We start from the raw sequence: 19086 nt of genomic DNA, 5'->3' as shown, positions 1-19086 counted from the left end.
AATCATGTATTGATACTATTATCATGAAAAAAATTTTTCATGTAAAGAGTTATGCAATGTCGACCGTTGACATATTTAGACAACAACGGCTAATAAGAAAGAGCACTCATGAGAGTGCCCTTTTTATCCATTATAGCGAAAAAAGCCGATGATGTCGATGGTTAGAATTGCATGAGCGTTAAAATATCATAGCCCTCTAGCTTTTTGCGCCCGCCTAATTCGGTAAGCTCGATTAAAAAGGCAATGCCGGCTACGATGCCGCCAAGCTGTTCGACAAGCTGAATCGTAGCGCGAATCGTCCCGCCTGTCGCCAACAGGTCATCGGTAATTAACACGCGCTGCCCCGGCTTAATCGCGTCTTTATGCATGGTCAGCACGTCTTTTCCATATTCTAGACCGTATTCGACACGGACTACCTCGCGCGGCAATTTGCCTTCCTTGCGAACTGGGGCAAATCCAACTCCAAGCGCGTACGCAACCGGACAGCCAATAATAAACCCGCGCGCTTCCGGACCGACAACGATATCGATTTTCTTTTTGCGTGCATACTCTACAATTTGGTCTGTCGCATATTTATACGCTTCGCCTTTATCCATTAACGTCGTAATATCTTTAAACATAATCCCCGGTTTTGGGAAGTCAGGAACAATTGTAATATATTTTTTTAAGTCCATTACACATTTGCCTCCTCGTATGTTTGCGACCCTTTCATTTCGAAAAGACAACGCTTTAATTGTTCGTAAGTTGAATACAAAAGAAGGTTTTCCAGCTCCAGCTGAGCTTGTTTTAGACGATACGTCGGCGATTCGTTTAAGTCACGCTTTGCTGGCTGCGGAATAAGCGATATCACTCCGTTGCGTTCGGTAATAAATTCGAGCTCTAAAAATACTTTTGCCATAAAGTGGACGGTTTCTTCCGTCCATCCACGTGCACGCGCCAATTGACCGCCATGTTTGGCGATATGAAACACGCCTTGCTTTCGTAAAAATGCATAAAACCATTTAAAATGGTCACGCGTCGGCAGCGTGCGGAAAAAGTGAATCTCCCTTTGATAGAATACCGCATAAATGCGCGCAGGTAAACTAGAACGCAACAACATTTTTAATATTTGTAATGACGGAGGCAGATCCAATAGCACTACATAGCGGCCGTCCAAGCAAAGAGCTGCCGCTTCTTCGCCGGAATGAATATAATGCAATTCATCCTTAAATAATGCCATATCTGCAAGCTGTTCCGTTTCTTTGCGAAACATGATGAGCAGCCGTTTTTCTTTCGGAAGCGATGCAATGAGGGAACGGATATCCCTTTGGCCGCGAACGTCAAATAATTGGCATTCACTTACAGCGACGTCATAAATCACCAGCTGCGGCTTGCGCAATCCATTCCACTCATTTACGGCTAATTCGCCGACAACAGACACTTTTGCATCTGGAGCGATTTCATCATATAGATGACCAAATCCAAACCCAATGCCATCAACAGTGGCGCCATTTTCGGCAAAAACCGCCTTTAAATGAGATTGATCGGCGCCGATGCGGCGCATCATTTCGACGGAAACATTTTCAATTAAAAAAAGCGGCTTCGCATTGCCAACGCCAAACGGGGCGAATTGTTCCAGCTGTTCGGCTGCCGACAGCGTTAAATCGGAGACGGAACAAACCGCATCGACGACCGTAATCGGAGTGAAATCATCGTCTGACAACGTTTCATCGGCAAGAGCGTTCAGGCGCTGCCGCAATTCGTCAATATGGTCGATCGATAACGTCATTCCAGCTGCCATTGGGTGGCCGCCAAAATGCGGCAAGATATCACGGCATGTCGATAAGCTGGCAAAGAGATCAAAACCATGAATGCTTCGCGCTGAGCCTTTGGCAATTCCTTTTTCAGCATCAATGCTTAAAACGATCGTTGGACGATAAAATTGTTCGACTAGCCGGGAAGCAACGATGCCGATGACCCCCGGATTCCATCCTTCTTTCGCCACGACAATCACTTTATGCCTGGCTGGCGGAAACTGTTCACGAACGATTTGCGCCGCTTCTTCCGCTATTTCAGCTACTAACTGCTGGCGTTCGCGATTAAGGTCATCCATTTCTTTCGCCAGCCTTTTCGCTTCCGCTTCACCCTCGGTCATGAGCAGCCTTACAGCCGGGTCCGCTCCGCCTAAACGTCCAACCGCATTCATTCGCGGCGCGATCACAAAGCCAACCGTCTGTTCGTTGATTTCCTTCGCTTCTATCTTGCACTGCTGCCATAAGGCGCGCAAGCCGATGCGCTTCGTGCGGCGCAGTTCTTCAAGTCCTTGCGCAGCCAGCAAGCGGTTTTCCCCCGTCAAAGGCACCAAATCAGCGATCGTCCCAATGGCGACGACATCCAATAAATGGCGCGGAACATCCCCAAGCAATGCATGGGCAACTTTAAACGCTACCCCGACGCCGGCTAGTTCACGAAACGGATATGTACTTCCAGGTTTTTTTGGATGAATAATTTCATACGCTTCCGGCAACACCGGTCCCGGCTCATGATGGTCGGTTACAATAATGTCCATGCCAAGCTCATTGGCAAGGGCCACTTCCTTCACCGCCGTGATGCCATTATCCACCGTAACAATAAGAGAAACTCCTTGCTCCTTCGCGCGGCGAAAAGCGGCTTCATTCGGGCCGTATCCTTCGGTAAAGCGATTGGGAATGTAAAAATCAACAACAGCACCGGCTTCTTTTAAAGCGCTAACCATGACAGTCGTGCTGCATACACCATCGGCATCATAGTCACCGTATACTAAAATAGACTCGCCTTGCCGTATCGCCCGATTTATCCTCGCAATCGCCCGTTCCATTCCATCGAGCAAAAATGGATCATGAAACGGCTGCTTGAGCGGATGCAAAAAAGCGGCTGCCTCTTTTGCCGTACAAACGCCGCGATGCACAAGAAGCTTGGCAATCAGCGGGTCGATGTGCAACTGTTCTGCTAAATGTTTAGCGATATGTTCGTCAGGATGCTTCACATCCCAACGCGTTTTTGCTGTTAACATGTATCCCACCTCAACTCTTCCTATTATACAAAAAGAAAAAAAGGGTGGGCAATGAAGTTACGTGTTTTTTTCCGGGTGATACGGATTGATGTGCACCATCACATTTTCCACGCGCGGAAGCGTCAGCAGCTTTTCCTTCACTTTTTTGCCGATGCGGTGCCCTTCTTCGACGGTGATAAAAGGATCCACGGCAATTTTTAAATCGACAATGACGTAATGCCCATGTTCGCGCGCACGCAGCTCATGAATTTGTTTGACATCGGGAAACGACAATACGGCCTTGCGCAAATATTCCGTTTCCTCTTCATGCAATACATGGTCAATCGCCGTATGAATCGATTCCTTTCCCAGATCCCACGCCATTTTTAACACGAGAACGGAAACAAACAACCCTGCAACCGGGTCGGCATATAGGAGCCAATCGATCTTCCATCTTCCTCCTATTATTGCCGCGCCAACCCCGATGAGGGCGGCAATCGAGGAGAAAACGTCCGAACGATGTTCATAAGCGTTGACGATAATGGCGTTGCTGTTTAATTTTTTTCCCAGGTGATATTTATAGCGAAACATCGCTTCCTTTACCAAAATCGAGAGAACTAGCACATATACCGCAATGATTTCCGGCGACCTGAGCGGCTGAAAAAAAGCAAACACGGCCGATCGGCCGATTTCTATTCCAATAATAAATAAAAGCACCGCTACAATAATGGCAGCAATCGACTCGGCTTTCCCGTGGCCGTACGGATGGTCTTCATCCGGCGGCCGCTTCGCCGCGCGCAAGCCGATCCATACCGCGAGCGATCCGGCGACATCGGAAGCAGAGTGAACGGCATCGGCAAGCAGCGCCTTGCTGTTGCCCAGCACTCCCGCCACTCCTTTAACAACGGCAAGCACAACATTGCCGATGATTCCAACGATGGCGGCAAATTCCGCTTGGCGAAAACGTTCTTCCTTTTTCATGCTCCTCCTCCTTTCTATTCCATGCCTGCCTCCCATAGTTTATCCGTTTTTTCATTTTCTCAATAAGGAAAGGATATTTTATCCGCGAACATTGCCACGATAAACAAAAAAGTGCCCCGCTTTTTTTACGGAGCACTTTTTGGATGAATCCCATCGATGACGTTGGGCTTATACTTGCGGTTTCAGCTCTTTCGCGGAGCTCTTTTTTCCTTTTCCTTTTTTCAGCTGGTTTCCTTTCCAAACTACCCATAATTGCGACGCAATGCATATTGAAGAGTAAACACCGCATATAAGCCCAGCGAGCAGAGCGATATTAAAGTTAAAAATCGCTTCGCTGCCAAAGATTAAAAGAGCGACAACGGTAAAGATAACCGTTAATACCGTATTAATCGAACGGGTGAACGTTTGTTGCAGCGCTCTGTTGACAATATGTTTCAAGTCGTCTACCGTTTTCACTTTCCGCTTCTTCATCAAATCGCGGATGCGGTCAAACGTAACGATCGTATCGTTGATCGAATAACCGATGATCGTCAGCACCGCGGCGATAAACGTCAAATCCACCTCCAGCCGCGTCAGGCTGAAAAAGGTGATAATGAAAAACGCATCATGAAGCAGCGCGACAATCGCCGCCAGCGCCATATATAGCTCAAAGCGGATCGCCACGTAAATAATGATTCCAAGCGAGGAAATCAGCACGGCAATAAACGCGTTGCGCGCCAATTCTTTTCCAACGACTGGCGACACCGTGCTCACGTTTGGCTCGGAGCCGTACTTTTGTTTAAAATGCGATTTCAGCTCGGCAATCTCCTTTTTGTTTAATACGCCGATAAAGCGAGCCACACCAACGTTATTACGGTCGCCGGACAACACAACATCCTCCGGTTTCAGCCCAAGCTGCCCGAATTCATCTTTTAGCTGTTCCGCGTTTATCGGCTTGTCGCTGATCACTTCGACGCGCGTCCCGCTCGTAAAATCGATGCCAAGATGAAGTTTCATCGTTAATAAGGCAATAACCCCGATTGCCGTTAGCAAACCGGAAAAAATGAAAAATTTTTTACTATGTTTTACGAAATCCCAACGGTCAAATTTTGTCGGCACTTCCGTATCATCCGTTGTTTCCGCGATATTTAAGATTTCCGATTTTTTTACGCCGAAATAGCCTGGTTTATTGTTCAGCCAGCGGCTTTGGACAAGCAGGCCAAGCAACAGGCGCGTGCCATACACCGCCGTGATGAAGCTGGCTAAAATGCTGATGATGAGCATCGTCGCAAATCCTTTGACCGAGCTCGTCCCGTAAATAAAAAGAACGACACCAGCGATAATCGTCGTAATGTTCGCATCCAAAATCGCCGCAAACGATCCTCTGTTTCCCGAACGGAACGCCGACATAATCGACTTGCCGAGCTTAATCTCTTCTTTAATCCGCTCGTACGTAATGATGTTGGCATCTACCGCCATCCCGACACCTAAAATAAGAGCGGCAATTCCCGGCAATGTCAACACGCCGTTCATCAAGTCAAAAATAAGAAGAATCAAGTAAATATACACCAGCAATGTGATGACCGCGATAACCCCAGGCAAGCGATAAAACAAAATCATAAAGAGGAAAATCGCAGCTACTCCTACAATGCCGGCAAAAATCGTTTTTTGCAGGGCATTTTGGCCAAACTGTGCTCCGACCGATGTTGAGTAAATCTCTTTTAATTCTACTGGAAGCGCTCCAGCATTAAGCAGATCGGCTAATTGTTGCGCCTCTTTAACGGTGAAATTGCCCACAATGGAGACATCCGTTTGGTTAAATACTTGGTTTACCGCTGCCGCAGAAATAAATTTTGGATGTGCTTTTCCCGCTTCTTTTCGATAGGAGTCTTCTCCCTCTTTAAAATCAAGCCAAATGACCAGCAAGTTATTTGGAGGCCCCATTTTATATACTTTTTCAGTCACTTGCTTAAATTTATCGGCGTCTTTTAATTTAATCGCGACGCTTGGCTTGCCGTTTTCATCGAAAGACAGCTTTGCCCCACCTTGGACAAGGTCGCTTCCATCCATTAGAACGTTGTCATTGACGTCGCGGAACGTTAATTTTGCCTGCGTTGATAAAATTTCGCGCGCCTGGTTTTGATCTTTGATCCCAGCAAGCTGGACGCGAATGCGGTTTTTTCCTTCGATTTGAATGCTCGGTTCGCTTACGCCGAGCACGTTAATCCGCTTGTTTAACGCGCTGACCGTGCTTTTTAGCGTTTCTTGATCAATTTTATCTCCTTTTTTTGCCGGCTTTACTTCATAAAGCACTTCAAAGCCGCCTTGCAAATCAAGACCTAATTTAATGTTATGTACAATTCCTTGAATCGTCGGCCCCATCACTCCTGCCAGAAGCAAAAGCAACAGGAAAAACGCGACAATGCGACTGCGTTTCACCATCGTAAAAAATCCTCCTTCAGTTCATCTTCCTGTTAAGGGCCCGTCCTATTCCGCTAACAGGAAAAGTTCAGTTTCACGTTTTGCGACGACCGGTTTTGCATCCGCCGGCATCAAGATATCTCTCAATATTCCAATTATGAAACAGCAAACGAAAACTGTCAAATTCCTACATCACTATAATAATTCCTCCAACATCGCCTCTAAATCATCATCACCCGCCAAACGCTGTTCTTTATAGGATTGCATCGTAATAAATGACATATATTCGCCAATTTGCAGCGATAAAATATCATTGACAAGCTCATATAATTTTTTTTCTTCTCCATTTTTCCACTTCTTTTTCGCTAGACATTCCCATATTTGATCGATGGTCACTTGCTCGTAGCCGAGCAGGCGAAATTCATCATACTTGCATTGCAGCGCCGGCATCAGCAGTTCGCGCAGTTCTTTTTGTTTTTCGTTTTCCATTTTCTCCTCTTCTCCCTCTGGCATGCTCGCCCACAATACTTGTCATGCTTGTTTATATGTACTGCATATAGTTAATTGTATAAAAGATTATGGTATTTGAGAAGGTAGGGAGAGGCGATGTCTAAATTTTTACAAGGAACGATGATTTTAATCGTTGCCGGCTTCATTACAAGAATACTTGGATTTGTCAATCGCATTGTTGTCGCGCGTGTCATCGGCGGGGAGGGTGTCGGCTTATATATGATGGCGATGCCGACATTAGTGCTTGCCATTACCATTACGCAAATGGGGCTCCCTGTTGCCATTTCCAAACTCGTCGCGGAAGCGGAAGCCGTCGGCGATCGGAAAAAGGTAAAAAAAATTCTCGTCGTCTCGTTAACGATTACCGGCACGCTTAGTTTAGTCTTCTTTCCTGCGATGATTTTGCTCGCCCCGTTGTTAGCACGAACATTATTCACTGACCCGCGCACCTATTATCCATTAATTGCTATCGCTCCGGTCGTTCCGATCGTCGCCATTTCTTCCGTGCTGCGCGGATATTTCCAAGGGAAACAGCAAATGAAACCGTACGCCTTTTCCCAGCTTTTAGAACAAATCGTCCGCATTAGCTTGATCGCCATGTGCACAAAAGCGTTATTGCCGTATGGCATTGAATACGCCGCTGCCGGCGCCATGTTCTCCTCAGTGATCGGCGAATTGATGTCGCTCATCTATTTGCTTTGCATGTTTCAATTGAAAAAATCGATCAAACTGCGGACAAAGTTTTTCCACTATGTCAAAGCAGGAAGAGAGACGTTTATCAGCTTAATGCGCATCGCGCTGCCAACGACAGGAAGCCGTCTCATCGGTTCGCTTTCCTGGTTTTTAGAACCGATCGCCGTCGCCAACAGCTTGGCCATTGCCGGAGTTGCCACCTCCCTGGCGACAAAACAATACGGCCAGCTTACCGGTTACGCGCTTCCGTTATTAATGCTGCCTTCCTTTATTACGTATTCGTTGTCGACCTCACTGGTCCCAGCAATCAGCGAAGCGATGGCGCAAAAACAGACGTTGCTCGTGGAGCACCGTATTCAGCAGGCCATGCGCCTGTCGCTTGTGACCGGCGGCCTTTCCGTCGTCGTTTTATACGTATTTGCCGAACCGCTCATGCAATGGATGTACGGAACAAGCGAAGCAACGATGTTTGTGAAAGTGATGGCACCGTTTTTCCTTTTTTATTATTTTCAAGGTCCGCTCCAAGCCGTACTGCAAGGCCTTGATTTGGCAAATGCTGCGATGATCAACAGCCTGATTGGCGCTGTAGTAAAGCTGGCCTGCATTTTTGCGCTTGCCACGCAGCCTAGTTTAGGAATTATGGGGGCGGCGCTAGCGATCGCCATCAATACGGTGCTTGTTACCTTGCTCCATTTTGCAACGGTTGTCAAGGCGGTGTCCTGTTCCATTTATGCCATGGAATATATGAAAGCATTTCTATCTATGGTTGCAGCCGGGATTGTCGGATATGTATCCTTTCACTATTCTTTCGCTTACCTCCCGCTTTCGCTGCAAACATTGGCATCTATCATCGTGACCATTATCGTTTACTCGCTTTTATTAATCATTTTTCAATTAATTAGACGGGAAGAGCTTGCCTATATTCCGGGAATCGGCGCCTTCATCGCGAAAAAAAAGCGCAAATAAACTTCTAAACATGTCCAAAGCGGAATATACTTTGGTAAAACGTATTATCAGCGACAGGGGGAAGAGAGATGTCAAGATGGGGAACAGCGGTTGTTTACGGGGTGGTTACGATTTTCTTGCTGGCGGCAGTAATCAGCTTCTTTCTATCTCTTATCCTCAAGTGGACAGATGTGCAGGAGGCTTCATTAACATGGATTATTTTTGCTGGGTCGCTTCTTTCCATGTTCATCGGCGGGCTGGTCGCCGGCGGAAAAGGAAAAGAAAAAGGCTGGCTGGCCGGTGGTATGACCAGTTTATTATTTACTGCCATCATATTTCTCTTTCAATTTTTAGGATTGGAAAAATCCTTTACCTTGGAACAATGGATTTATCACCTCATCTTTTTCGTCGCGGCAGCACTCGGCGGCATCGTCGGCGTCAATATGAAAGCATCGCGCAGTTAAAAGAAAAACGGCTACCTTTTCTTATTGGTAGCCGTTTTTCTTTTATTTGTTGTTACCTTCCGCTACTACTTCACGCACCGCTGAGCGGTCATATGTAAGGCGAGTGCCGTCTCCTGCACGAATCACCACTTTATCTTCATCAACGGAATCGATGATCCCGTGCAAGCCGCCAATCGTGATGATTTTATCCCCTTTTTTCAAATTCGCCTGCATTTGCTGCACCGCGCGCTGCCTTTTTTGCTGCGGCCGAAGCAGCAGGAAGTAAAAGATGACAAAAAATAGGACAATTGGTAATAAATTTACAATCGCTGCGTTCATTCTTTTCCCTCCTTTCGCGATCGTTAAAAGTTTTTCGCATTTGGTTTATTGAAACCGTAACGCTCGAAAAATTCCTCGCGGAAATCGCCGAGACGATCTTCGCGAATCGCTTGTCTCACTTGCTCCATTAATTTTATCAAAAAATAGACGTTATGGTAAGAAGTCAAACGAATGCCAAACGTTTCTTCACATTTGATGAGATGGCGAATGTACGCGCGCGTATAGTTGCGGCAAGTGTAGCAATCGCAGTTCGGATCAAGCGGCGAAAAATCTCGGGCGTATTGGGCGTTTTTAATGACGACTCTTCCTTCGCTTGTCATTACCGTTCCGTTGCGGCCGATTCGTGTCGGCAGCACACAGTCGAACATATCGATGCCGCGAATCGCCCCATCGATCAACGAATCAGGCGAGCCGACTCCCATTAAATAGCGCGGCTTATTCGCCGGCAACAGCGGCGTCGTAAACTCGAGCACCTGGTTCATCACTTCTTTTGGTTCGCCAACGGATAAACCGCCGATTGCGTACCCTGGAAAATCTAATGACACTAAGTCCTGCGCGCTCTGTCTGCGCAAATCTTCAAATTCTCCACCTTGCACAATACCGAATAATCCTTGCTCATTCGGACGTTTGTGAGCTTTTAAACAGCGTTCCGCCCAGCGGCTTGTCCGCTCTACCGACTTTTTCATATATTCATGTGTGGATGGATACGGCGGGCATTCGTCAAACGCCATCATAATGTCCGAGCCAAGCGCGTTTTGGATTTCGATCGCCTTCTCCGGCGATAAAAACAGTTTATCGCCGTTTAAATGATTGCGGAAATATACCCCTTCCTCCTCAATGCGGCGAAATTCGCTTAAACTAAACACTTGGAAACCGCCGGAATCGGTTAAAATGCCGCGGTCCCAGTTCATAAACGAATGGAGGCCTCCCGCTTCCTGAACAATGTCAGGCCCCGGGCGCAGCCAAAGATGATACGTGTTGCTTAAAATCACACCGGCGCCCATTTCCTTCAATTCTTCCGGCGATAACGTTTTTACGGTCGCCAGTGTGCCAACCGGCATAAACATCGGCGTTTCAAACGAGCCGTGCGGCGTGTGAAGAATGCCGAGACGCGCTCCAGTTTGTCTGCATGTTTTGATGAGCTCGAAACGAATCGGTGATGTCAATCGAACGTTCCCCTTTCTTAAATAATCAACATCGCATCGCCAAAGCTAAAAAAGCGATAGCGCTCTTTTACCGCCACATGGTAGGCATGCAAAATATTTTCGCGGCCGGCAAGCGCACTGACAAGCATGATGAGCGTAGATTTTGGCAAATGGAAGTTGGTTACTAATCCGTCGATTCCTTTAAACTCGTAGCCAGGATAAATGAAAATATCGGTCCAGCCGCTTTCCGCGACAAATTTGCCATTATGTCTCGTCGCAATTGTCTCTAGCGTGCGCGTCGAGGTTGTGCCGACAGCGATAATGCGGCCGCCTTGCTGTCTCACCTCATTTAACAGCTGCGCGGTTTCCTCGGGCATTTGATAAAATTCCGCATGCATATCATGCTCCTCAATGTTTTCGACACTCACCGGACGAAACGTGCCAAGTCCAACATGAAGGGTGATAAACGCGATATGCACCCCTTTGGCGCGGATATCGTCCAAAAGCGGCTTGGTAAAATGCAGACCCGCTGTCGGCGCCGCCGCTGATCCCACCTCGCGGGCATAGACGGTTTGATAGCGTTCCGGGTCCTCTAATTTTTCTTTAATATACGGAGGCAGCGGCATTTCCCCAAGTTGTTCGAGCACTTCATAAAAAATGCCTTGATAGGAAAACTCCAACACGCGGCCTCCATGCTCTAACGTATCCACACATACCGCTTTCAGCCGCCCGTCGCCAAATGTTATTTCCGTGCCGACTTTCACGCGTTTCGCCGGCTTCACTAGCGTTTCCCAGCGGTCTCCTTCCAATTGTTTCAAAAGCAATACTTCAATATTGGCGCCTGTATCTGTTTTTTCGCCATAAAGCCGCGCCGGCATGACACGCGTATCATTCAGCACGAGGCAGTCCCCTTCGCATAGATACGAGATAATATTGCGAAAAGTTTCATGGCGGATTTCCCCGGTTTTTTTATTTAACACCATCAGCCGCGAAGCATCGCGGTTTGGCAGCGGCGTTTGCGCAATCAATTCTTCTGGCAGTTCAAAGTCAAACAAGTCAATTTTCATGTTGCTCTCCTTTCTTTAGCGAAACCTTCCTAGCACATAAAAAATAAGCGATAGCACCACGCTTAGCAAAATCGATGTGACAACCGGAAAATAAAAAGTCATATTTCCTTTGCGGATAATAATATCCCCGGGGAGCCGGCCGAGTTTTATAAACTGCATGAAAAACCCGATGATAATAAGAACCACACCAATCGTCATAATGAGCTTAGGCAGGCTGTTCATCGTTTTGGAACCTCCATTCCAAAATGTTCGTACGCTATCGGCGTCACAATGCGGCCGCGCGGCGTCCGCTGCAAAAAGCCGATTTGCAGCAAGTACGGCTCATACACGTCTTCAATCGTCTGCGCCTCTTCGCCGATCGTCGCGGCAATCGTATCAATCCCTACTGGTCCGCCGCTAAACTTTTCTATAATCGCTGTTATTAGTTTATGATCGATATGGTCCAGACCTAGCCGGTCGACTTGTAGGAGCTCAAGCGCTTCCTCTGCCAGCGGAAAAGTGATCGCCCCGTTTCCCCTCACTTGCGCGAAATCGCGGACACGCCGCAGCAGGCGATTGGCGATGCGCGGCGTGCCGCGAGAGCGCCGTGCGATTTCCACTGCCGCTTCCGGCGCGATCTCTACCTGTAAAATCTCCGCTGTCCGTATTACAATCTGGGTAAGATGCTCTACATGATAATACTCTAACCGGCTGATAACGCCAAACCGATCGCGAAGCGGGGCAGATAAAGCACCCGCCCTTGTTGTGGCTCCAACGAGAGTAAACGGCGGCAAATCAATGCGAATGGATCGGGCTGTCTGCCCTTTGCCGATGACAATATCCAAACAATAATCTTCCATCGCCGGATACAGCACTTCTTCCACCGTACGGTGCAGCCGGTGAATCTCATCAATAAATAATACATCACCTGGTTCTAATGACGTTAAAATGGCTGCCAAGTCGCCGGGGCGCTCAATCGCCGGACCGGAAGTGGTGCGCAGATGGACGCCCATTTCATTGGCGATAATCGCCGCCAGCGTCGTCTTTCCCAGTCCCGGCGGGCCGTACAACAGAACATGATCAAGCGTTTCCTCGCGCATTTTTGCCGCTTCAATAAATATTTTTAAATTGTCTTTTACTTTCTCTTGTCCAATATATTCATGCAAAAACTTTGGGCGGAGACTGTGTTCAAGTGAAACGTCTTCACGGTGGACGTCACCGGAGACAAGGCGTTCTTCCACTTCCACCCCTCCCTTTATTTTAACAGTTGCTGTAGCGCGCGCTTCACATATTGCTCAGTAGATAAGTTTTCTTTGCTAAGCGCTGGTATGACTTTTTGAATTTCCTTTTCCCCGTAGCCGAGCGCTTTTAATGCCGCGATGGCCTCCTCAAGCGCAGCGGTGTAAAGCGATCCCGTCTCCTCCTGTTGGGAAACGAGGGCGGCATGCGGCCTAGACGCAATCGCCGCCAGCTTACCTTTTAAATCAAGGATCATTTGCCGGGCCGTTTTTTTTCCGACCCCTGGGAACTTGCATAAAAACGCTTCATTTTCTTGTTCAATCGCTTCAACCAGCTGCTCCGGCTGCCCCGCGGCTAAAATCGCCAATCCGCCTTTGGGGCCAATTCCAGATACTTGCAATAGTTTGGCGAACAGCATTCGTTCCTCACGGGTGCGAAATCCGTACAAAGCAACGATATCTTCACGCACGTACTGATATGTATAAACGGTTACCATCGTATCGCGGCTTTCTTGAAAGGAAAACGGATTCGGGGTAAAAATTTGGTATCCAATGCCATTGTTGTCGATGACAATGTATTCCGGGCAGACATAATCAACATACCCGCGGACAAATTCGATCAACGCTGTGCTCCTCTCCTTTTCTTTCTGCCTTTCCATTGTATCATACCATTACATTATAACAAAAAGCGAATGTATATTCCTGTTTGGAACATAAAAAAAGACTTACCAAAAATGATAAGTCTTTTTATCGGATCACGGCAAAATGGCGATATGTTTCAATCACATCTTTATATTGTGCTTTCGAGAGGACGCGAATTCCTTTTTTCAATTGTTCGTGCTGACGGCTTTCCAGTTTTTTTACATCAATTTGAAAGAAAGATTGGATAATCTTATTAGAACGGGTCGGTTTTCCATTAAAAATCGACAACGTTCCATCTTCGGTAATTCCAAAATAGCCGTTTGCTTTTAAAAGGGGCGAAATATCGTTTACCGTTTTGCGGAATATAATCGTCTGACCATCCATATTAATGAGCTGCCAATCCTTATATTTTTTCCATATCTCTTTCAGCGAAACAACCGTTTCTTCCCTCGTTTCTTGGCTCACTTCTCCATCTAAGTATTGCCGTTGCAAAATCACCGTCATTTTTACGGAATCTGATGCGGCAGCAACATTGTCGATAGGCAAGGCAAGCAACATCGCCATGAAGAAAGCGGCAAGAATTCGCATCTCCATTTCCTCTCTTTCATGATAAAATTAACGATACCCCTATTTCTATTTTCGCCTATATGAGCAAATTTATCCATTTTCTCTCCTCATTCTGCCGTTATTATTTTCGCAAAGCGGCATTTCTATGTAGTGTTTGTCGAACAATATCGAAAAAAATTCCCGATGTTTTGAGACATCGGGAATGCGTTTCATTGTTTATTCGTTTTCCAGCACGGACTCGTCTAAATTATGGTACACTTCTTGCACATCATCGTCATCTTCAAGCGTATCGATCAGTTTTAGCATTTTCTTTAAATCTTCGCCAGCAAGCGTCGTATACGTTTGCGGAATCATCGTAATTTCCGCGCTGGCAAACGTAAAGCCTTTTTGTTCTAATTGTTCCTTCACTTCTTCAAACGTTTCCGGTGTCGTATAAATTTCAAACGAATCTTCGGTCGTTTCCATTTCCTCCGCTCCCGCTTCAATCGCCTGCAGAAGCATCTCATCTTCGTCAATGTCGAGTCCTTCGCGCGCGATAACGAGCAGTCCTTTGCGCTCAAACAAATAAGAAACACAGCCGGTTTCTCCTAAATTGCCGCCGTTTTTCGAAAAGGCCACGCGTACGTTCGAAGCGGTACGGTTTTTATTATCCGTTAAGCAAACAACCATCACGGCAACGCCGCCAGGCCCGTATCCTTCGTAGCGGATTTCTTCATAGTTTGTATGTTCTTGGTTTCCCGTTGCTTTTTTAATTGCACGTTCAATATTTTCACTTGGCATGTTAGCGGCTTTTGCTTTTTCGATTACCAGGCGCAAGGTTGGATTAGACGCTGGATCGCCTCCACCTGTTTTTGCCGCTACATAAATTTCTTTCGCCAATTTCATAAATAATTTGCCGCGTTTCGCATCTTGTGCATTTTTCCGACGTTGAATGTTCTTCCACTTCGAATGTCCAGCCATCGAAATTTCTCCTCTCATCGCAACGAAATTTCCGATATTACTATACCAAAAAAAGAGGAAAATGTCATATGGAAAAGGGAGCACCTAAAAAGGTGCCCCCTTTTTACAATCGTTAACGTGTGTTAGCCGGACGTTCGTTAATTTTTCCATCGATAAAAATCGTTTTTAGATCCCGTTCGATTTCTTTCAATGGCCGGCCGCGGCGAATATCGTTGTCGATAGTGCGGACGCGGTTGTACATGCTCGGGTTGGAAACAACGCGCACATGTTTTCCTTTCGTATACGGTGCGACCGCTTGGGCGACGAGACGCTCAATACGATCTCTCTGCTTGTCATTCGTTGAAATCGCAACCAGCACATGGTTACGGTAAACAAGCGTCCGCGCATCGTTGACTCCTCTTACTGCATCAGCACGGCGGGAAATCATCTCGGCTAAGTTCCCGCTATAGCTTCTATAGTAAGAAGGAACTGTTTTACTTCCCATCGAATTTAAATGCCCATGGTAGTTGCGGTCCGCATCCCCGAAATCCGTATTGTGCGGAAGTGCAGGCACATCCGTATCAAAACGGGTAACCCCTGGAACACCCGTGCGGTTGTTGTCGGTAGCAAAGTAATCCGTTACCGGTCCGCGGCGGCTCAATATATAGTTATTGTCGTAATTGATGGCATTTGTTCCATAGCGGCCGTAACGGAAGTCATCAGCAAAACGCTCAGTGGAATAATAGCCGATCGGACGCGTCGCATCATTGTAGCGTCTATCATCGTTGTCCGCATAATTGGCGCACGCAGCCATCGCGCTTAAGATGGAAACAGCTCCGATGATTTTCATTGCGTTTCTCAATGGAAAAACCCCCTTGTTTTCCTTCGCACCAGGCCGAAAAAACATCTTTCGGCCTTATTATTAGCTTGGCGAAGGAATGGGAGTTTTATGGCTGTCAGTTAGCGACAATATTAAAATTTTGGCGGTGCAATTGCCAATTGCCGTTTATGTTGCGAGCGTTTATGCAGGCGTTCAATAATTTGCCGGTCCTTTTCCGGAATTTCTTCTCCCTTTAGATACTTATCAATCATTTCGTATGTCGTTCCCATCTCATTTTCATCTGTCTGTCCTTCCCATAATCCCGCGCTTGGCGCTTTTGTAATAATTTCCTCAGGAACGCCAAGAATGCGCGCCATTTCACGTACTTCACCTTTTGTAAAATGAATGAGCGGCACTAAATCGACTCCGCCATCTCCGTATTTGGTAAAGTAGCCGGTATGCCACTCTGCGGCATTATCCGTTCCGACTACGATATACCCATAATTATTGGCGACGGCATACAACGTTGTCATGCGCAAGCGCGCTCTCGTGTTGGCATCTCCTAACCGCGCCGTTTCTTCATTCCATTCCCCTTTTTCTTTCAGTTTTTTTTCCACTTCCCCAAATAACGTATTGTGCGTTTCCGTTAAATCAATAATAAAATGTTTAATGCCGCAGCTTTCCACTACTTTTAATGCGTCTTCCATATCTTTCGGATTGCTTTTGCACGGCATAATCAGCCCGAGAGAGTTGTCGGGAAACGCACGTTTAATTAAATGGGCGACCACCGCAGAATCAATGCCGCCGCTAATTCCGACAATCGCCCCGTTCAATCCGGCATTCGCTACTTGTTCGCGCAACCATTGAATCAGCTTTTCAATCTTTTCTTGCATCGTTTTTCGACTTCCTTTCTCCCCAAAATGGCATATATTTATTTTAGCATACTTACAATCTTATGGACAAAGGATTCCCGTTCCTTACGGGCAATCGCGAGTCGTCTGTTATATTTTAATGCAAAGCGCCATTCCCGGAAAATATCGGCCGGAAATAAAAGCGCGTGTAGAAACCACGGTTTGGCAAGCCAATCGGAAAAAGGAGAAAACCGGGACAAATCAGAAAAAGACCATTGCAAATGCGGCAATATCCGGCTCGCATACTGCAAATAGTCAATGGCCGGGGAAGCGATGGCAGCGGTATCGTAGTCGATTAAGTATACTTTTCCCTTTTTCGTTCGTAAAAAATTATGGGCGGCAACATCACCGTGAATGATCACAACCCTTTCCCTTGCTAACGATGATATATAATTGGTGCAAGTGGAAAGACAATATTCGGCATATTGCATCGTAAAGGCGATATCTTCTTTTTCCATAATTTTCTCAATAAGCGGCAAATGGATATAAAAATCCTCATAGCGGCGCTGCCATTTTCTATATAAATGGTAATATGGGAGCGTCATTCGCCATATCGGGTGGGAAAGAAGCATGTCCGTAACGGAATGATATGTTTGCAACAACTGCAGCCCTGCCGCAATATCCTTTTTTTCCGTAAAGGAAAGCATTTTCGCGCCGGAAATATAAGTTTGTGTAAGCCAAAAACGGCCGGCAAAGAAAAATACACCATGCTGTCCTATGGCCGTATATACCGCGGGAACATGGCGAAACCCCATTTGTCTTAACGATTGCATAAGCATTGCTTGTTTCATCGCTTCGAAAAAAGTGCGATATTTTTTTACCACCCAGCAGCCTTCGCGTGCCGCAACCATCCATACGTTATGTTTTAGCATGTTTATCCTTTTCACATCGAAACCGTATACTTCTTTCAGCAGAAAAAAGAGACGACTAGCAACATCGTCTCTTTTTTGCTTATGGTTCATCATAACCATTGCTCTCCTCGTCTTGCGGTTCGGTAAACACCCGCCCTTCTGCACGCGGAAATGCAGCAGCCGTTGGTGCGAACGGATATGTCGCTCCTGACATATACGGTTGCGGCGGATACGGATAAAAAGCGGCTGGAGCCGGTGCGTAGTAATGATGCGCAACTGGCGAAAACGATGGATAGACTGGCGGATACCATCCGTATCCTTGTACCATTGGCAACGGCGCATACGATCCAGGATAGGAGGAAGGTGCATATGTTGAAGATGGAGAATAGCCAGCAGATGGAATATGGAACGCTGTCGGACTTTCTACCTCTTCTTCTCCGTGATATCCCGGCATTGGCGGCGCTTCATCTGATTCACTGCTGCTTTCTTTGATTCCCGGAAACGCATGGGAACTGCTTTCCATCCCCCCGCTAGTGAACGGCTGGGTGTAAGACGGATAAGGAACCGGAACGGCTGGCATGGATGGAAAATAATATCCAGCGCCTGGAAACATCGGCGTTACTGGCATGCAGTGCTGCTGGGATATCGGCGCAGTTGGAAACGCCCCTGGCAAATACGGCTGCTGCATGATCGGAACATACGGAACTTTTGGCAGCTCCGGCGGTGGATTATCGTCATCTTGGAACGCTTTTTCTTTTTCTGTTTCTGCTTCGGCAGGACTTTCTAACTCTTGTTCCATAATCCCCGGCAAAATATTTTTCGGTTTTGGCGGAATCGGCGGAACGTTAGGAATAACATTCGAAAAGTTAATATTGACATTTGGTGTTACCGGTGGAATCGTATGTGACAACGGTGGAATATTGATCTGTTTTTCTTCGGAACCCAGTGCGTCATTAGATGTTCCGGACGGTTTGTTTTCCATTGATTTCGGCGCTTCATTGACTGGCGCTTTTGGCGCCTCATTGATCGGCACGTTTGGTGTCTCATTGATCGGTGCTTTCGGTGCTTCCTTGGTCGGCGCTTTTGGCGCTTCCTTGATCGGTGCTTTCGGCGCTTCCTTGATCGGTGCTTTCGGTGCTTCCTTGATCGGCACGTTTGGCGCTTCGTTGATCGGCACGTTTGGCGCTTCGTTGATCGGCACGTTTGGCGCTTCGTTCACCCCTGCCTTGGGAGCTTTGTTTACCTTTTCTTCTTTTATAGGCTCCGAAAACTCCGCCTCAATATTCACCGATACAAACGGCTTTGCATTGGCATACGGATGCTCTATATTTTCTTCTTTTTTTGGAGCAAGATTAATTTTTGCCTCTTTTTTCGGCGCTTCTTTCTTTACCGGAACCCCTGCCATCGGCACTTTAATTTTCATTCCCGGCATAATCATATCTGGATTGCTTAGATGTCCGTTTATTTTTTTTAATTGTTCAAAATCCACCCCGTATTTTTGAGCGATTTTCCAAAGGGTATCGCCCTTTTGAACAATATGGATTTTCACTCCGTTCCCCTCCTAAACCGAAACTGTTCGCATTGTATTTCAGCCCCTGCTTGTTGT

Annotated in this window: 19 protein-coding genes; 2 read left to right on the top strand and 17 right to left on the bottom strand. The window is 46.8% G+C overall.

What is annotated here, in order from left to right; all coding sequences use genetic code 11:
• Positions 1-161: 161 nt before the first annotated feature.
• The 5 genes from HT574_RS12190 to HT574_RS12170 all read right to left on the bottom strand — a co-directional run bounded on the left by HT574_RS12190 (position 162) and on the right by HT574_RS12170 (position 6880).
• Complete coding sequence (locus tag HT574_RS12190) at positions 162-674, bottom strand: adenine phosphoribosyltransferase (RefSeq protein ID WP_017435555.1); 513 nt, start codon at positions 672-674, stop codon at positions 162-164.
• Positions 674-3031, bottom strand: coding sequence for a single-stranded-DNA-specific exonuclease RecJ (gene recJ, locus HT574_RS12185; protein ID WP_175244808.1), 2358 nt, complete (start codon positions 3029-3031; stop codon positions 674-676). Before recJ ends, HT574_RS12190 begins: the two co-directional genes overlap by 1 nt.
• 57 nt (positions 3032-3088) lie before the next feature.
• Positions 3089-3991, bottom strand: a complete 903-nt coding sequence (locus tag HT574_RS12180) for a cation diffusion facilitator family transporter (RefSeq protein WP_175244807.1) — start codon at positions 3989-3991, stop codon at positions 3089-3091.
• A 168-nt stretch (positions 3992-4159) separates the two neighbouring features.
• Positions 4160-6412: a protein translocase subunit SecDF gene (gene secDF, locus HT574_RS12175; protein ID WP_175244806.1), complete on the bottom strand. Its 2253-nt coding sequence runs from the start codon at positions 6410-6412 to the stop codon at positions 4160-4162.
• Between the two features lie 174 nt (positions 6413-6586).
• Positions 6587-6880: a post-transcriptional regulator gene (locus HT574_RS12170; RefSeq protein WP_175244805.1), complete on the bottom strand. Its 294-nt coding sequence runs from the start codon at positions 6878-6880 to the stop codon at positions 6587-6589.
• Between the two features lie 117 nt (positions 6881-6997).
• Here HT574_RS12170 and spoVB point away from each other — a divergent pair, with 117 nt between their 5' ends.
• Together spoVB and HT574_RS12160 are read left to right on the top strand one after the other, a co-directional pair.
• The gene (spoVB, locus tag HT574_RS12165; protein WP_175244804.1) at positions 6998-8560 is read left to right on the top strand and encodes a stage V sporulation protein B; all 1563 of its coding nucleotides are present in this window, start codon (positions 6998-7000) and stop codon (positions 8558-8560) included.
• A 68-nt stretch (positions 8561-8628) separates the two neighbouring features.
• The gene (locus HT574_RS12160) at positions 8629-9003 is read left to right on the top strand and encodes a TIGR04086 family membrane protein (RefSeq protein WP_175244803.1); all 375 of its coding nucleotides are present in this window, start codon (positions 8629-8631) and stop codon (positions 9001-9003) included.
• Positions 9004-9045: 42 nt separating this feature from the next.
• Here the strand turns inward: HT574_RS12160 and yajC are convergent, their stop codons facing one another.
• From yajC to safA, 12 genes are all read right to left on the bottom strand, one after another.
• The gene (yajC, locus tag HT574_RS12155) at positions 9046-9321 is read right to left on the bottom strand and encodes a preprotein translocase subunit YajC (protein WP_175244802.1); all 276 of its coding nucleotides are present in this window, start codon (positions 9319-9321) and stop codon (positions 9046-9048) included.
• Positions 9322-9344: 23 nt separating this feature from the next.
• A complete protein-coding gene (gene tgt, locus HT574_RS12150) occupies positions 9345-10487 on the bottom strand; it encodes a tRNA guanosine(34) transglycosylase Tgt (protein WP_175244801.1) in 1143 nt (380 codons plus the stop codon).
• A 17-nt stretch (positions 10488-10504) separates the two neighbouring features.
• A complete protein-coding gene (gene queA, locus HT574_RS12145) occupies positions 10505-11533 on the bottom strand; it encodes a tRNA preQ1(34) S-adenosylmethionine ribosyltransferase-isomerase QueA (RefSeq protein WP_175244800.1) in 1029 nt (342 codons plus the stop codon).
• Positions 11534-11548: 15 nt separating this feature from the next.
• Positions 11549-11755, bottom strand: coding sequence for a DUF2905 domain-containing protein (locus HT574_RS12140; protein ID WP_175244799.1), 207 nt, complete (start codon positions 11753-11755; stop codon positions 11549-11551).
• A complete protein-coding gene (ruvB, locus tag HT574_RS12135) occupies positions 11752-12753 on the bottom strand; it encodes a Holliday junction branch migration DNA helicase RuvB (protein ID WP_042406397.1) in 1002 nt (333 codons plus the stop codon). The genes HT574_RS12140 and ruvB overlap by 4 nt, the downstream gene beginning before the upstream one ends.
• A gap of 14 nt (positions 12754-12767) precedes the next feature.
• Positions 12768-13373, bottom strand: a complete 606-nt coding sequence (ruvA, locus tag HT574_RS12130) for a Holliday junction branch migration protein RuvA (RefSeq protein WP_175244798.1) — start codon at positions 13371-13373, stop codon at positions 12768-12770.
• A gap of 124 nt (positions 13374-13497) precedes the next feature.
• Positions 13498-13980, bottom strand: a complete 483-nt coding sequence (locus tag HT574_RS12125; protein ID WP_175244904.1) for an intercompartmental signaling factor BofC — start codon at positions 13978-13980, stop codon at positions 13498-13500.
• A 195-nt stretch (positions 13981-14175) separates the two neighbouring features.
• The gene (locus HT574_RS12120; protein ID WP_175244797.1) at positions 14176-14919 is read right to left on the bottom strand and encodes a YebC/PmpR family DNA-binding transcriptional regulator; all 744 of its coding nucleotides are present in this window, start codon (positions 14917-14919) and stop codon (positions 14176-14178) included.
• 112 nt (positions 14920-15031) lie between these two features.
• Positions 15032-15760 carry a YhcN/YlaJ family sporulation lipoprotein gene (locus HT574_RS12115; RefSeq protein ID WP_175244796.1) on the bottom strand — a complete coding sequence of 243 codons (729 nt, stop codon included), beginning with the start codon at positions 15758-15760 and terminating at the stop codon, positions 15032-15034.
• Positions 15761-15870: 110 nt separating this feature from the next.
• Positions 15871-16611, bottom strand: coding sequence for an NAD(+) synthase (gene nadE / locus HT574_RS12110; protein WP_017435539.1), 741 nt, complete (start codon positions 16609-16611; stop codon positions 15871-15873).
• A 38-nt stretch (positions 16612-16649) separates the two neighbouring features.
• Positions 16650-17594, bottom strand: a complete 945-nt coding sequence (locus HT574_RS12105; RefSeq protein WP_175244795.1) for a phosphotransferase — start codon at positions 17592-17594, stop codon at positions 16650-16652.
• Positions 17581-19029, bottom strand: coding sequence for a SafA/ExsA family spore coat assembly protein (gene safA / locus HT574_RS20290; protein WP_175244794.1), 1449 nt, complete (start codon positions 19027-19029; stop codon positions 17581-17583). Before safA ends, HT574_RS12105 begins: the two co-directional genes overlap by 14 nt.
• Positions 19030-19086: the final 57 nt, after the last annotated feature.

Origin of the sequence: Parageobacillus sp. VR-IP, from assembly GCF_013357975.1 — a bacterium.
GTDB classification, from domain to species: Bacteria; Bacillota; Bacilli; order Bacillales; family Anoxybacillaceae; genus Saccharococcus; species Saccharococcus caldoxylosilyticus.
The sequence above is the reverse complement of the archived record's forward strand: the minus strand, read 5'-3'. Positions and strand labels throughout refer to the sequence as shown.